We start from the raw sequence: 14,944 nt of genomic DNA, 5'->3' as shown, positions 1-14,944 counted from the left end.
TGATTGTTCGCAAGACGTTCCTTCACCGACCCGGCCAATCAAAGCCCAGAAACAAGCAGCCTAAGCCCCACAAATACATGACACAAAAGCCATGTTAAGCTGTCAATCGCTTAAGTCCGGTAGATTGGTAGCTCAGCGGGTAGGCCACATACCAGCGGATGCAGACCAGGATGACGTCAATCAGAAAACGCATTCCTTTGAAGTTAAGCATGCCAGCTCGTCCAGATTTTTGGTCGTCAAAGTTTACACGATCCCTATGACGGCTCCGCTAATGCGACAGAACCGAATTGACCGCCTCAACTGTGCATATATCGCCCATGCGACTCGTCAGAAACACGGCATCAAAAACTTTGCACCGCCAGTAAGATCTTCATAGATCAGCGCCTTCTTAGCTACTTAGGTTGACAAGGTCGGCATCAAGTGGCTTTGGTTATGCTATTTCCATAACCGCTCAGCTACGCTTGCATCAACGGCACCAACCAAACAATGCTCACAAGAAATTTTACAAAAAATGAAAAATTCCCAATCTTTATGGGATAATAACCATCTGAACAATACGAAATACTGTAAATATTACTGCGAAGAATTTTAAGTATCACGGCAATCTTTGCAGATGCTACAAGATACGCCTCATGACGATGCCGTAATTACGGTATCTAATACCATCCATATGTTTTTATATTCAGTCAACTAATATATGTACAAAAAATTTATATTTGCAATAAATTTAATACTGTTATTCTCACTTTCATTTTGTGTCAATGCACAAGATTCTCTTCCGCAGCCAGGTGACCTTCCTTTGCAAAAATTCTATTATATGAATTCTTCGTATCATGCGTCTAAGCTTGACGGTCGAAGCCGGAATTTCAACTCGGCTGATGAAGTCTGCGCTGTTTTTACTGAAAAGGAATTGCAACATGACTTCCGTGTCTATACTAATTCGGTAGCGGGCGAGTCTAGTGTCTGCAGAGTAAGTTCGTACGACAGGGATCGACCCGACTTCACCCGCACAGAGCCGTGGCGAGATATATGGGGTACAAACGAAGTATGCCCCGACGGCTACTTGCCGCATCAAAACCTATGTCGTTGTGCCAATGCTTTGCTTTGCCCGAAAGATCCTCCTCCATGTGACTGTGATGGAAACCCTATCTATCGTGCCTCCGGAATAAAAAAGCAGAGCGAGGTCGATTACGAAAGCAAAGGTCCGGGCGGGCTGAGATTTGAACGGACATATGACAGCAAGTTAAAAGCGATTTTCCGCGCTCCACCTTCAAGCATTGCTGCGTTGGGGATAGGGTGGCTGCATACCTATTCCCGACGAATTGAAGCTGTGACGCAAAGTTTTAGAAATGGGGACAACAATGTTACCCTTTCCGTTGCCTACCTGAACAGGCCGAACAGCCGCATTATTTTTCACGAAGAAGGTGGGAATTGGAAAGCAGATCCAGATGTCAATGAGCGGTTAATAAAGACTGGAACAGGCTGGGAAGTCGGATCGCTCGCTAATGGGCCGCGGGAGTTTTATAATGCGCGAGGGATGTTGACCTCAATTGTCGATCATGCAGGGCTAATCCAAAAAATGGAGTATAGCAATAAGACCACGCCTAAGGATGTTTCTACGCTAGAAGACATGTTGATCAGTGTTACCGATCACTTTGGAAATCAATTGAAATTTACGTACGACGCGAACGGCAAGCTTCGAACAATGACGGATCCTTCAGGTGCACTTTATTATTACGATTATGAGGGAACGGGTTCATCGCTAGGAAGTGTTACGTATCCGGGTTTAATGCAACGAAAATATCTGTATGACGAAAGGGAATTTGCTTTAGGAGATTCTCCGGGCCATTTATTAACGGGTATCGTCGACGAAAACAATGTGCGCTATGCGACGTATCGCTATTTACGTGACAAGGCAATCTCGACGGAGCATGCGGGGGGAGTAAACAAATATTCGATGCAATATTCAGACTTGCGAACTTACGTTACCGACCCGCTCGGTACTGAACGGACATACGTTTTTGCGCCTGTGGCAGGCGCGATTAAGGAAATTAAACAATACCAGCCTGGGGGGAGTACCGTAAGTCTGTCTACTACCACCTACGATGGGAATGGTAATATCGAAAGCTATACCGATTTCAACGGAGTGGTAACGCGCTATAGCTATGACATGAAGCGTAACCTAGAAGGAAGCCGCACTGAGGCTTACGGCATTGTTGATCAGCAACGCACGACCACGACAGTTTGGCATAGCAACTTGCGTTTGCCCATGCAGATATTCGAGCCGCTGCGCGTGACTAGCTTCTCTTACGACACGCTAGGCAAGGTGTTAACCAAGACCGAGCAGCCAACGTTGGATATCGATGGCAGCAAGGGCGCCAATGCGGTATTGACAGGTAGCGCGCGCAAGTGGACCCACACGTATTATCCTAATGGCATGTTATGGACCGTTAAGGGGCCCCGAACTGACGTGTCCGATGTCACTACTTATAATTATGATCAAAAAGGCAATCTGTCTACGATCAAAAATGCAGCCGGGCACCTGACGACACTGCAAGACTACGATGCGAATGGACGGGTCGGCACGATTATCGAACCAAATAAAGTCACGACCACAATGACTTACTGGCCGCGCGGGTGGCTCAAGACACGCACCGTTACCGCTGCCGGCATCGCTCAGGCCACCGCTTACGATTATGACGGCGTCGGCCAACTGAAGCTCATTACGCTGCCTGATGCGTCGACCGTTGCCTTTACGTATGACGATGCGCATCGTCTGATCGGCATAGCTGACAGCCTCGGTAATAATATCGTCTATACGTTGGATAATATGGGCAATCGGACCATGACCGAAATGAAGGACCCGAACGGTCTGCTCGCACGCCGGGGCACGCGTCTTATCGATGCGCTGAATCGCTTACAACAAAGTACCGGAGCTCAACAATAATGCCCGCATCTATCCTGCGTCCGATATCGGGTGTGGTTTTGCTCGTCCTGGCCACCTTGACCAGCGCCCAAACCGCCCCACAACCGACTTACACCAATGAATACGATGCTAATGGCAATCTAACGCAGATCACCGATCCGCTGGGACGAAAGACCAACAACACCATCGATGCGCTCAACCGCATCAAGCAGATCGAGCAGCCGATAACCAACGGCGCACGTCCGACGATTAAGCTGGATTACGATGGCATCGACCAGTTGAAGACGGTGACCGATCCGCGCAACCTGAAGACACGCTATGCCGTCGATGGCCTTGGCAATCAATCCGAGCTGGTCAGCCTCGACACAGGGCTGACCAAGTCGACCTATGATGCCGCCGGCAACCTGAAAACGCGCATCGACGGACGGGGTAAAACGAATACCTACGGCTACGACGCCCTCAACCGCCTAATCCGCATCGACTACACCGGTACGGTCAGCACGACCTTCGAATACGATGGCGGGGCTACGCCAGTCTCGAACGCGATCGGCAAAATCAGCCGGATGACAGATGAATCGGGCAATACCAGTTATACCTACGACGAATTTGGACGGCTGGCCGCCAAAACCCAGAATACGGTTGGAGGTGTCTACAACACGACCCATAAGCTCAGCTACGCCTACAATGCCAGTGGACAGTTAGCCAGCATGACCTACCCGAGCGGTAACAGGGTGAATTATGCCTACAACGCTGCCGGGCGAGTCACCAGCATTGTGCTAAATCCCGTTCAAGCCAGCGGTACCGGAACAAACACGGGCAGCAGCATCGTTTTGCTGAACAATATTACCTATGCACCGTTCGGCGGGCCGACGGGTTGGACGTGGGGCAACAACGTAACGGTAAACCAGTACGCGCATCAGCGTACCTATGACCTCACTGGCCGCACCAGCAGTTATAGCTTGGGAAGCCCTTCGGCTAACGGTATTGTGCGTACGGTCATTTACGATGCCGCCAACCGCATCAAAGGCTATACGCATACGGGCACCGGCACGGTGCCCAGTCCCGCCAGCCTGAACCAAACCTTCGGCTACGATGAACTCGATCGCCTGACCAGCTACAGCGGTAACGGCACTTCACAGACCTACGCCTACGATGCCAGCGGCAATCGCATCAAGGCGGGGTTCGGGGCGAACAGCTACACCAACACCATCGATCCTGCCAGTAACAAGCTGACTGCTACAACAGGTCCTGTTCCGGCCAAAGCCAACAAGTATGATGGCGCCGGAAATCTGACTGGCGATGGCACCCTTGTCGTGACCTACAGCGGACGAGGACGCCCATACAGCATCCAGAATGGAGCGATGACCATCTATCAGCTCTTCAATGGACTCGACCAGCGTGTCTTTCAAGGTTACGCTGGCGGGGTGTTCGTCTATGACGAGCAAGGGCAATTGGTGGGGGAGTACACTTACACCGATGGCAAGGCGACCCGCGAGACAGTGTATCTGGGCAATATGCCGGTGGCAGTACTGACGCAAACCGTCACGGGTACGGCACCTACGCAAAGCATCGCGATCAATGTTTCTCATGTGCATACGGATCATTTGGGAACCCCCCGGATGATTACACGCTCGACCGACAATAAGATTGTTTGGCGATGGGATCATGGCGATCCGTTTGGCTTGACGCCCCCGAACGAGAATCCAAGCGGTACTGGTATATTTACTTTTAATATGCGTATGCCAGGTCAATATTATGACAAGAATACAAATTTTTTCTACAACTACCACAGGGATTACGATCCGCAAACCGGGCGGTACATCCAAAGCGATCCCATCGGCCTTGCTGGTGGGGTCAATACGTACGCCTATGTTGGTGGAAATCCGCTAAGTTACATCGATCCATGGGGTCTTGCGAGCAAAAGTACTCCTGAGATGGCTCTTGAACGAGCGGTGATTGAAGGTGATATTGCAGAAGTCGAGACAATTCTCGAAGCCTCGGGACTGCAGAGCAGTACGGCCTTGCGCGAGGCTGCAGCAAACGCAAATAAAATTACGCACATTTTTGGCAAAGCCATGCATAATATGAACCCGCTAATTAAAGCGTGCGGCTCTAAAGGTAAGGCGGTGCAAGCTATTCAGGCCGCAGCGAGGGCTAAAGCGAACCCTAATTATTTGCTGATGCAGGAGTTTGTCGTAGTGGTAAATGGTGTACAGCTTACCGTTCGAGGCCAAATGGCTAATGGTGTCTTTCGACTCGCTACAGCGTTCATACCACGATGATACCTATGACCTCGTTGGAGCGCAGCGTACTTATAAGAATGATTCTTGAAGAAATAAAAGATCCGGAGCGCGCTCGTTTTCTTGTGCAAAAAATGCGCCCCAAGGGCCGGACACTCAGTCCTGATGTGCTTGATGTGCATCGCTGTGCTGGGTTCTATCTTGATTTATATGAATGCGATCTTAAAGAAATTGCGCCTGAAAAATCGCGTTTAAATGCCCAAGCTGCTCATTCGAGTCTGTCCGTTGGTGCAGATTTCATATTATTTAGATATTCGTCTGAAGGGCCAGTTCTAGAAGCGAGCTTTTTTGGTGAGTCAGTAGCGATTGACCAACTGCTTTCAGTGGATCATGGGTTCATTTTAAAGTAATAGGCGCTGCTGTGGACATTACGCTAGGCTGAGGGTTAGTGCTGACAAATGGGCGCGGACTGAATAGTCCGTAGCCTGTTGGTATGCTATCCGGTGACTGTTCAGCCGCTATGCAAGAGCCCGGATAGGATTGCCCGCAAACGCGCGCTGTAGCACGGCGAGCATGTTGTGGTCCTGTTTGCGCAGCGTGTCGAGGCAAGAACGAATGACGCAGAAAGGTTCTGTCGCATTAGCGAACGTCGACGGGGCAATCATGTAAACTGCGGCGCCCGAACTCAGGACGAATCGACATGCTCAACTTCAAAGGGATGCGCTTTCCGATCGACGTTATCCTGGTCTGCATCCGATGGTATGTGGCCTATCCGCTGAGCTACCGGCACCTCGAAGAGATGATGGAAGAGCGCGGCGTGTCGATCGACCATTCGTCGATCAACCGTTGGGCGATTCGTTTCCTGCCACTCATCGAGAAGATGGCCCGGAAACACAAGCGCCCGGTCGGCGGCAGTTGGCGTATGGATGAGACGTACGTCAAGGTCAAGGGCGTCTGGAAATACCTCTATCGCGCTGTCGACAAGCAGGGAAAGACCGTCGACTTTCTGCTGACCCCGAAGCGCGACATGGCTGCCGCGAAGCGCTTCTTCGACAAGGCCATGAGAGCGAACGGCGATCCGGACAAGGTCGCGATGGACAAGAGCGGTGCCAACAAGGCGGCGATCGATGCGATCAACGCCGGCCGCGATGTGCCGATCCTGGTGCGCCAAGTTAAATACCTAAACAACATCGTCGAGCAGGACCATCGCGCCATCAAACGGGTGACCAGGCCGATGCTCAACTTCAAATCGTTCCGGTCTGCCGGCTCCGTGATCGCTGGCATCGAGCTGATGCATATGATCCGGAAGAGCCAGTTGGCCGTCGATGACGCTTCGCCCATGTCATTCGCCGACAAGTTCTATGCGTTGGCAGGACAAGTCCGTCCAGTGTAAGCAGGGGGCATGCTCAACATGAAAAAATTCGTGCTGGGCTCAACAACGCGACAGAACCGCCTGGCCGCGATTCGGCGAAGGTGAACGGTGCCGAAATATTTCGGCGATGTCGCCAGAGTCACGTACGGATGCGCGCATGGTGAGCATGGTCAACGATCTACTTTCTTTGCCGCAGCAAAGCCGGAGCTGGTCCGGGGGTTAATAGACGTGCTGATGGACGCATAAGCGTTCATGCAAGACGGGGCCTGAAATTGTAGACCTGCTCTGGCATCACCTTGATATCCTGTCCGATCATGCCGAAAGTTCGTGAACGCGTGATTAGTTCCCTAGTGTGGTGTTGAAACCGTCAGTATTGCACACACGCATTAATTTCGATATTTCATTGCTACTTTAACCTTTATGTGTCCTGTAATATATAGAATCTTTGCTCGATTTTTTGTATTTATTTAGCGTGACTGTTGCAAACCTCTCTACAAATTCGTAGTAAAGAAGATACAGGCGATATGAGCTATATCAATAGTGGGGCATTTGGCTAGCGTAGACTGATATTCTCAATCCTTACTTTTAAGGACGGTCTATGAATAAAAAGGATGCCGCGAATAGTGCCCGGGCCCAGTTTTCATTGCGTCTTTCAGATGAGATACAGAAGACATATCAGCTAAAAGGGGCAACTGCATTAGCTCGTCAATTTAATCATAATTTTCCACACTTACATATTACGTCTCATGCCGCGCGTAAGTGGTTGGTTGGTGAGTCGATTCCAACCCAAGAAAAGATTATCGCGTTGGCGCAATGGCTTGAGGTAGATCCGTGGTGGCTGCGTTACGGTTCTAGGGAAACCTATACAAGTGGGGGTTCTGACTCAGACGAAGCCATTTTGGTAAGGGATGTATTAATACTGAAAGCGCATGAACGTGGAATTTTACGGGCATTTCTTGACGTGCTGCTTAAGAGGGTGTGATCGGGAAAATTCCCCTGGTGAGCATGGTACTGAGGTCGGCAACACGCGCAGAGGATTTATACTATAGTTTTAGTCTCAAATTCTCTTGTATGAAGACATTTTCCGATGCGGACGAGTCATCCCTTTTTGGGCAACGTTTAGTTAGTGCACTTCAAAAAGCAGAGCTCAGTTGCTCTCCTGCGCAGGTTGCGCATGGCTTTAATCTTCGAGGCGATGGAGCGAGAATTACGTCGCATGCAGCACGCAAATGGTTGCTAGGCCATGCTATACCTACCCAAGGCAAGATCCAGGTTTTAGCAGATTGGACAGGTGTAAACGCGGCGTGGTTGCGATTTGGCGAGGGTGAACGCCACCGGCCTATGTCGTCTCTTATAGCAGATGCCGCTATGGATCCGTGCATGGCAAGCATGGTCAACGATCTACGATCATTGCCGGCGGAAGCCCAGGTACTCGTACGGGGATTTATCAATGTGTTGCTGGAGTCAAAACGGCATCTTCGTGACGTCAACACATAGATTTTCGGCTCTGCGCGGCGCCGTATCGATGAGCGATAACGTTCGTTTGCCGGTCAACGCGTGATTATTGCCCTAATCACGCGTTGGTGAACCCCGCCATATCTCGGGCAAACCGCGCTACACTTGCTGCAGAAGAAAGGTACTACGTTGCTTTTTCTCCGATAATTCATATCGTATCATTTCATTCATATCATATCGTATCATTACGAACGGGGAACAAGCAATGGGTAGAGAAGCGAGCATCACACTGGCCCAGGTAGCCGCCATCGCGGACGCGATGGTTGCGGCCGGAAGCACCCCGGCTTTGCGCACTGTGCGCGAGCGACTGGGAAACATGGGGAGCTTGGGCACCATCAGCAAGCTGTTGCAGCAATGGCGCGCGGATCGGGAAAAGAAGATCGCCAGCGCATTGACCTTGCCGGCGGGAGTGCAGCGCGCCATTCTGGAATTTATGGGACAGGAACTGTCCAGCGCGAAAGCGGCGCTGGAAACGGAACTGGCCGAACAACAGCAAGAGGCGGCTGATCTCGCCACCGAGAATGAGCGCCAGGCTGCAGAGATCGAGGGCCAGGTCGACGCGCTGACAGCGCTCCAGGTAGAACTGGCTACCGTGCAGGGCAAAGCCGGTCAATTGGAACTCGACTGGCAGGCCGGCCAGGTCGAAATGGATCGCGAGCGCAAGGCGGCCGAGTCGGCGCGAACCGAACTGGCCAAGGCCCAGTTGCGCCTTGAGGCGATGCCGCGGCTGGAAGCAGATCTGGTCGCGGCGCGCGAGGAACTGGCCGTCGAACGCACGGCCCGCGTGGCGGCCGAGCAAGCCGCGGCGGTCACCGTGGCCAAGTTCGATGCAAGCGAGCGTCGCGCCGGCGAGATCGAGGCGCGCGAGCTGGCAGCTGTTACCCACATTGCCGAACTGGAGCGGATGGCGCAGCAAGCGACGCGCGAGCTGGCATCGGCCAACATGGCTGTACAGGCCAGCCAGGCGCGCTTGGAAAGCGCAGCACGCGAGTTGGAGCAGGCACGCGCTCTGGTGACCACCGCGCGCAATGAGTCCAAGCGCGCCAGCGAGGAAGCGGCCGAGCTGCGCGGCCAGATGCGTGCCGATACGCTCGCCGCTCAGGATGGCGCCAAGCGCGCCGGCGAGAACCGCGAACCTGACGAGCCTCGCGCAAAGACCCCACCGTCCAAAAAATAGGCTCCTATGTCGATCCCCTTGCCCGCCCCCGCGCAGGGGAGTGACATCGAATCTGTCTTACCGGTGCTAGCGCCACATCGGCCGCTCGCCGCCGGCGGCGCACCTCCCCTCCCCTCCGGGTCTCTGACCCGCGCCGCCGACGACGAAGAGCTGATTGCGCTTTGGCTGCGCCGGCCGAACCTGTCGCCACGCACCGTACGCAACTGCCGCAAGGAGGCCGACCGCTTTTTGTTCTGGATACGCGTTCACGGCAAGCAGCTCGCCGACGTGCGCTACGAGGACCTGCTGGCCTTCGCCGCGTTCATCTCCGATCCGCAGCCGGCCGACCAGTGGATCGCCACCACGCGCTTTGCACGCGCTGACCCTCGCTGGCGACCCTTTTGCGCCCCACTGGCCGACGTCTCCCAGCTGCAGGCGCTGACCGTCATCAAGAGCCTGTTCCGCTGGGCTTGCGCCGCCGAGTATTTGCAGGCGAACCCGGCCCAGCTGCTTACCGGCATGCGCGCGGTCGGCAGCGAAGCCATCGAGCGCCACCTGCCCCCGGCCGCGATCTCGCTGCTGCTCGAAGCGGCCGACGTCCTGCAGGACGCTACGCCAGGCGCCGCCCTGCGGCGCGCCCGCGCGCGCTTCCTGGTGCAAGCCTACTACCTCACGGCCGCGCGCCTGAATGAACTCGTCGGCGCGGACATGCGCAGTATCCGGCGCGACGACAGCGGAGCATGGTGGCTGCATGTCCTGGGTAAGGGTAGTAGGCGCGGAAAAGTCCCTGTCCCACCATCCTTGCTCGCCGAATTCCGCCAGTACCGGCAAGCGTTCGGCCTGGCCGCGCTGCCGGCGCCAGGCGAGACGATATCGCTCGTGCTGGCGAGCCGCGGCCCCCAGCGCGGCGCCAGCCATTACGCCGTCGCCGCCGCGCTCAAGGCCGTGATCCGCCGTGCGCATGCCCTTGCCCTGGAAGCCGACATGCCCGAGATCGCCGTTCGCCTGGCGAACGCGTCGACGCACTGGCTGCGGCATTCCTCGCTGACGCACCAGGCCAACGGTGGCGTGCCGCTTAAGACCGTTCAGCATAATGCCCGCCATGCCTCGATCAAGACCACCGGGCGGTATCTGCACAAGGACGATGTCGAGCGCCATGCCGAAACGATTGCTGCGATCACGATCCATCCTTCGTCCCGGAATTAATCGCCGATCATGGTCGCGAGCTGGGCTGTGACGTCTGGGCTGCGACATGAATCATTCGATCACCTCCACCAAATTGCCATTCGCAATTCCCTTGTATAGCCCCTGCATCTGCGTCCCAGCATACAGCTCGCAATTTCCATCACGGCTAACTTCGGCAGTGCCATCGAAGAAGCGCACGCGGATACCATTGCTGACGTGGTAGTAGCGCTTGAAGCGGCAATGCGCGGCGATTGCTGCGAGTGCCTTGGCAGGATCAGTGTCGCCATTGCGGCGCTCCTGGGCGGCCTTGCCTGCGTAATCGACCTTCTTCGGGTTCACCAGCATGGCATGCAAGTAGCGATAGCACCTGACTGCATTGGTGCCGATTTTTTCGAGGTAGGGCTTGGCGATGAGGTACACGTCTTCGAGCTTGTAGTCGGCACGCCGGGCGACGCCCAGTAGCTTGCAAACGCCTGTTGCGCTGATGCCAGTTTCTTCCGGAATCTTGGTGACGGTCGGTGGTAAGGTTGGGGGTTGCCCTTCTCGATTTTTGATCGAGATCTCCTGTAGATCTTTTTTTAAACTAAGATCAACGTATATAGCACCGTCGGACATTTGTGTCTCCTGGGCAGGCGCCGGGCTCGGCTTGCACTTGGTAGGCAAGGCAATCAACTCGCATAAAGCAGGCGTGAATACGTACCGTTTCGACTCAAATACTCCGTACTCTGATCGCCCATCGCTCATTGGGTGTACCCAATCGAATTCGGCAAACTTACGCAAGGACCTTTGAACTGTCTTTTCACAGAGCTTGGCTTCCTCGGCCATTCGGTCCACTCGCGCCCGAATCGTGGCCATCCCGTTGACAGAAGATGCACGGGTAACTAATGTTTTTAGTACCTTCAAGGCACCCTTGGTTAACGCTCTAAATGTAGGGTGAGTTTCAACCCTTATCAAGGCGGTCTGGATAGCAGTTGGAAGGTGAAGGTAAGGCTTTACAACATCATCTAAGGTAATCGTAAGCACGAGCGTTCTCCGAGGGTCAAAAGACCCACAAATGGTTTGACGTCGTATTACAAGCGGACTAAGATGAAGTTCTCACGCACCATCTCGTCACTTGAATACGTTGTAGTAGTCCATAAAGCAAAAACCCCAGCCTGCGGGCCGGGGTTTTTTACTTTGTGAGGGCTATGTGTTCATAGCGCCACCTCCTGGGAATTCAAAAATTCCAAATTATTCCTCAGGAATATTTTATAACTCATTGATTTTAAAGGTAAATCCACTTTACTCATCGTCCATTGCAGCTGTAGAAGCTTTTGCATTGGCCTTACTCTGGAAATACTCAACCATTTGCGCTAGTTCTTCTACAGGATCAAGCTCCAACGCGCTCACGCGCAGCGTAATAACACGACCCTCTAGCTTAGCCGTGTAGAGCTGACGATTTGCTGGGTCCGTAATCACCTTCGGCTTCCCATTGTCCGTGCGTGCCTTTTCCTGCCCTTTGGTACGCGCATGTACCATCTGCGCTACCCATCCGCGTACTGACTTTTCAGGCGCATCTTGCTCTTTGATCCTTTCTACAGCTTTCACGACTAAGTCGATTTCACCAGGCAATTCCTCGACAAGTTCATGGATCGTCTTAGCTGTGCCCATAGTGATCAGATCGGGCTTGGCGTCGAGCATTTTAAGGATAGGGGGAGGCAATGTGAGCATGGCAAGGCGTTTGGACACAGAGCTTTGTTTCGTAGCAAACATGTGTGCTAGGTCGTCTTGGGTTCGTGCATACCCCTTTTCTTTAGCGCGGGCGTACAGCTTTGCCTTCGCATAGTCGCTATTTTCCTTACGTCCTTCGTTGTGGACCATCAGGCCCTTCTCAGCAGCGGCATCGTCTAATTTAACGATTCGCGCCAGAATTTCCGTCCAGCCCATCGACCTGGCGGCTCTGATCCGCCGGTGGCCCGCAATCAACTCGAAGCGTCCATTCATCCATCGAACTACAATAGGCTCTTGTTGACCAGTCTTCGCCATTGTGTGCGCTAACTCATCAATACTCTCTGCATCGTAACGGCCCTTGGCGTCCTCTTCCGTCTGGAAAGGACTGTCAACAACGAGATCCACACCAATATAGTGCAGTTCGTCGGTTACAAGTTCCCACTGTATAGGGGCGCCGGAGTCTGCAACGTTGGGGGAAAGTCGTGGTGGCATTTCTTCCCGCGTGACTGAATCTGGAGAGGAGGGCGGCGCATCAAAGGCATGAGAAACTTTCACGCCTTCCTTAGCAAAAATTTTCCCACTGGAAATTAATCCTGATACCTTGAGGCCTGGTCTTGAATTGCTCATACCGGAGCTCCGGAGGCAGTAGTCCGATAGTCCAACCGAATATCATAGCGTTTGATAAGTGACTTTGTCAGGTCAATAATGTCTCGCGCGCCGACAGAGTTCGGCTCCTTTTCCAACACCGTACCGTTTGTAATCGTATTGTTTGGATCAGCTTCGCGTAGAAACCCCACAAAATCCCGCACGATGACGTCGTTGATTCGGCTGGGATATTGAGCAAGGAGCGTAGCAAGCATTTCGTTGTGCGGCTTCTTCGTCTGATTATATTTATTCACGACAATATGCACTTCGAGATTGGCATCTCGATTTTTGAATGCTGAGTTGATTTCATGTACGTTCGATGCCAGCACATCCATAGCGGCTATTGAATGAGGCTCAGGAGTGACAACCGCTAAGAGCAGCTTGCATGCCAACATAAAAGTGGTGGCCAGTAAAGACGATCCTGGGGCTGAGTCAACGATGATGACGTCGTACTGACTGAAGAAGCTAGCCTCTTGTTCGAGAAGGCGGACAAAAGCTTGTTCACGGTTCAAGGTGCCCATGAGCCATGAGTCGTTTGCCATCGTGATGTCCGCAGGAATCAGATCGAGCATTCCTCCGTCATAGATTGGCCGCACCGCATCTTGAATTTCTGTCGTGACATTATTCGAGGCGCGTTTCATCAGGTCGCCAACATGAGTAATGTCTTCAGTGAGCGGGTTGATGCCGAACAGCCCGGTGAGTGTTCCTTGAGGGTCACCGTCGATTAGCAGAACCTTGTAGCCAGACAGAGCAAGGCATGTAGCGGTATTCCCAGCGATAGTAGTTTTACCGACGCCACCTTTCGCTGTACGGTCTACAATCAGAGGCGGTTGCTTCAGCGGGCGGGGGAGATCAAGAGGAATATCCAACAATTTCATGCGGATTTCACGAATTTGCCGCGCACTGTAAAGTGCGTGTACGTTGTCGCCCGCATCACGAAATTTGGATCGGAACATCTTCGCTGTTCCGTTAAAGCCGGTAAGTTCAAGCGCGAACTTTGCCTTTACGCCCTGAAACTCCCTAGTGATCATTGCCATGCTATGCCCGAGATTAAATAGTGTCTCGGATCATAGCGTTAACATTGGACGTTTAAAAGAGGAATTTTCTAACAAACGTCCGTGATGCAAGATGAGGCTGGTTATCTTCAAACTGGCCGTTGCAAAATTGAGCAGACTATGTTTCATTTCGATTGCGGTCTGGAGGTTTGTCGTGCCATTCGCCGGCTCCACCATCGCACCCTGTGACACCCAGCGTTGCGGGCCAGCGTATTGACGCGGCCAGCATCCTCGTCGAGCAGCCGCATCGTCACAGCGATCGCCGCGGCAAAGGCGATCACGCCCTCTTTGAAAAGCGGTAGATCGTATTTTCCCTGGATGTCGCGTGTGCGTTGGCCAGGTCAAGGATTGCCGCCGGCGTCAACGGACCCCGCTTCGGTCGCGCCGTCATGCCCGCGCCTCGGCCGGCGCTGGGTCGCCCGTGTCTCGCTTTGCGATTCCTTCGTTCAGCAGCTGGTCGACCGCATTGAGCCAGGTTGTGCCACTCGGGAACTTGCGGATGATCGCCCGCGTACCCTTGGTGCGCACCACCAGGTGCGGCTTGTTCTCGCTGTCGGCCGGCGCCCACAGTACCGACATCGCCCACTCAAGGCGTTCGGCGTTCTGCTCCTGCGCATGCAAGACAACCCGAATCTGGTCCAGTGCAGTGAGGGGATTGAATGCTATGTTCGGTCCGATGCCGGCCATGGCGGCGACGCGGTCGCAGATCAACTCAAGGTAATGTTCGGCGGTTGTTTTGCTGACCTTGGCCAGCTGGCCGCGAATGCTGCCGACACATGCCTCGGCCTGTGCTTCATTGATGCCGTCCGTTGATGCAATTGCCTCGACCAGAATGCTGGCCGCGCGGTCCATTATGGTCTGTTGGATCGCGACGCGTTCACTTAGCGCGGCGATGTGGTCGGCGGCCGCGTCGGCAGTCGGATCATTGGCGAGGCGCAGTCGCGCGATCAAGTCGTTCATGTCGTGGTGTGTAAAGGTCGAGATAGTTGGCGATGGTGGTGCCGAGATCCTTACGGTAGCCGCCCAGGGTGAGGGCGGTCATTGCATAGCCGTCGTTGCCGACGATAGCAAGCAGCTCGCGCAGGATCTGTGCGCCATCAGGAAAATTCGCGCACGCCACGCAATGGGCGGCGTGGCGGC

The 14,944-nt window shown here is 53.7% G+C and carries 13 protein-coding genes and 1 pseudogene; 8 read left to right on the top strand and 6 right to left on the bottom strand.

The features are described from left to right. Positions 1 to 124 precede the first annotated feature (124 nt). Positions 125 to 211 (bottom strand): annotated as a pseudogene (locus F1735_RS38605) (IS6 family transposase); the annotation flags it as partial. A gap of 486 nt (positions 212 to 697) precedes the next feature. On the opposite strand from F1735_RS38605, the gene F1735_RS30045 reads away from it, so the two are divergent. The 8 genes from F1735_RS30045 (at position 698) to F1735_RS37960 (ending at position 10,415) form a co-directional block, all read left to right on the top strand. Continuing rightward, positions 698 to 2,947 carry a DUF6531 domain-containing protein gene (locus tag F1735_RS30045; RefSeq protein WP_167240342.1) on the top strand — a complete coding sequence of 750 codons (2,250 nt, stop codon included), beginning with the start codon at positions 698 to 700 and terminating at the stop codon, positions 2,945 to 2,947. Beyond that, on the top strand, positions 2,947 to 5,208 hold the full coding sequence (locus tag F1735_RS30040) for an RHS repeat protein (RefSeq protein ID WP_167240341.1): 2,262 nt from the start codon (positions 2,947 to 2,949) through the stop codon (positions 5,206 to 5,208). Before F1735_RS30045 ends, F1735_RS30040 begins: the two co-directional genes overlap by 1 nt. A 5-nt stretch (positions 5,209 to 5,213) precedes the next feature. Further along, the gene (locus F1735_RS30035) at positions 5,214 to 5,576 is read left to right on the top strand and encodes a hypothetical protein (RefSeq protein ID WP_167240340.1); all 363 of its coding nucleotides are present in this window, start codon (positions 5,214 to 5,216) and stop codon (positions 5,574 to 5,576) included. Between the two features lie 290 nt (positions 5,577 to 5,866). Beyond that, positions 5,867 to 6,559 carry an IS6 family transposase gene (locus tag F1735_RS30030; RefSeq protein WP_167240339.1) on the top strand — a complete coding sequence of 231 codons (693 nt, stop codon included), beginning with the start codon at positions 5,867 to 5,869 and terminating at the stop codon, positions 6,557 to 6,559. 577 nt (positions 6,560 to 7,136) lie between these two features. Further along, the gene (locus F1735_RS30025; protein ID WP_229506035.1) at positions 7,137 to 7,520 is read left to right on the top strand and encodes a hypothetical protein; all 384 of its coding nucleotides are present in this window, start codon (positions 7,137 to 7,139) and stop codon (positions 7,518 to 7,520) included. Between the two features lie 89 nt (positions 7,521 to 7,609). Beyond that, positions 7,610 to 8,035, top strand: coding sequence for a hypothetical protein (locus F1735_RS30020; RefSeq protein ID WP_167240338.1), 426 nt, complete (start codon positions 7,610 to 7,612; stop codon positions 8,033 to 8,035). Positions 8,036 to 8,258: 223 nt separating this feature from the next. Next, positions 8,259 to 9,230, top strand: coding sequence for a DNA-binding protein (locus F1735_RS30015; RefSeq protein ID WP_167240337.1), 972 nt, complete (start codon positions 8,259 to 8,261; stop codon positions 9,228 to 9,230). 63 nt (positions 9,231 to 9,293) lie between these two features. Continuing rightward, positions 9,294 to 10,415: a tyrosine-type recombinase/integrase gene (locus F1735_RS37960; protein WP_167240336.1), complete on the top strand. Its 1,122-nt coding sequence runs from the start codon at positions 9,294 to 9,296 to the stop codon at positions 10,413 to 10,415. 51 nt (positions 10,416 to 10,466) lie between these two features. On the opposite strand, the gene F1735_RS30005 is transcribed toward F1735_RS37960, so the two are convergent. From F1735_RS30005 to F1735_RS29985, 5 genes are all read right to left on the bottom strand, one after another. After that, entirely contained in the window at positions 10,467 to 11,417 is a 951-nt protein-coding gene (locus tag F1735_RS30005; protein ID WP_167240335.1) for a hypothetical protein, read from the bottom strand. Between the two features lie 258 nt (positions 11,418 to 11,675). After that, the gene (locus F1735_RS30000) at positions 11,676 to 12,731 is read right to left on the bottom strand and encodes a ParB/RepB/Spo0J family partition protein (protein ID WP_167240334.1); all 1,056 of its coding nucleotides are present in this window, start codon (positions 12,729 to 12,731) and stop codon (positions 11,676 to 11,678) included. Then, positions 12,728 to 13,786, bottom strand: coding sequence for a ParA family protein (locus F1735_RS29995; protein ID WP_167240333.1), 1,059 nt, complete (start codon positions 13,784 to 13,786; stop codon positions 12,728 to 12,730). The genes F1735_RS30000 and F1735_RS29995 overlap by 4 nt, the downstream gene beginning before the upstream one ends. 405 nt (positions 13,787 to 14,191) lie before the next feature. Beyond that, positions 14,192 to 14,764 (bottom strand): hypothetical protein, encoded by a 573-nt coding sequence (locus tag F1735_RS29990; RefSeq protein ID WP_167240332.1) that lies wholly within the window; start codon positions 14,762 to 14,764, stop codon positions 14,192 to 14,194. Next, positions 14,727 to 14,944, bottom strand: a 218-nt coding sequence (locus tag F1735_RS29985) for a hypothetical protein (RefSeq protein WP_167240331.1), incomplete at its 5' end; no start/stop codon positions are given. The genes F1735_RS29990 and F1735_RS29985, both read right to left, overlap by 38 nt.

The sequence above is a fragment of the Massilia genomosp. 1 genome (genome assembly GCF_011682185.1).
Taxonomy (GTDB): domain Bacteria; phylum Pseudomonadota; class Gammaproteobacteria; order Burkholderiales; family Burkholderiaceae_D; genus Telluria_A; species Telluria_A rubra.
Note: the sequence above shows the minus strand (reverse complement) of the source record. Positions and strands in the feature narration are given on the sequence as shown.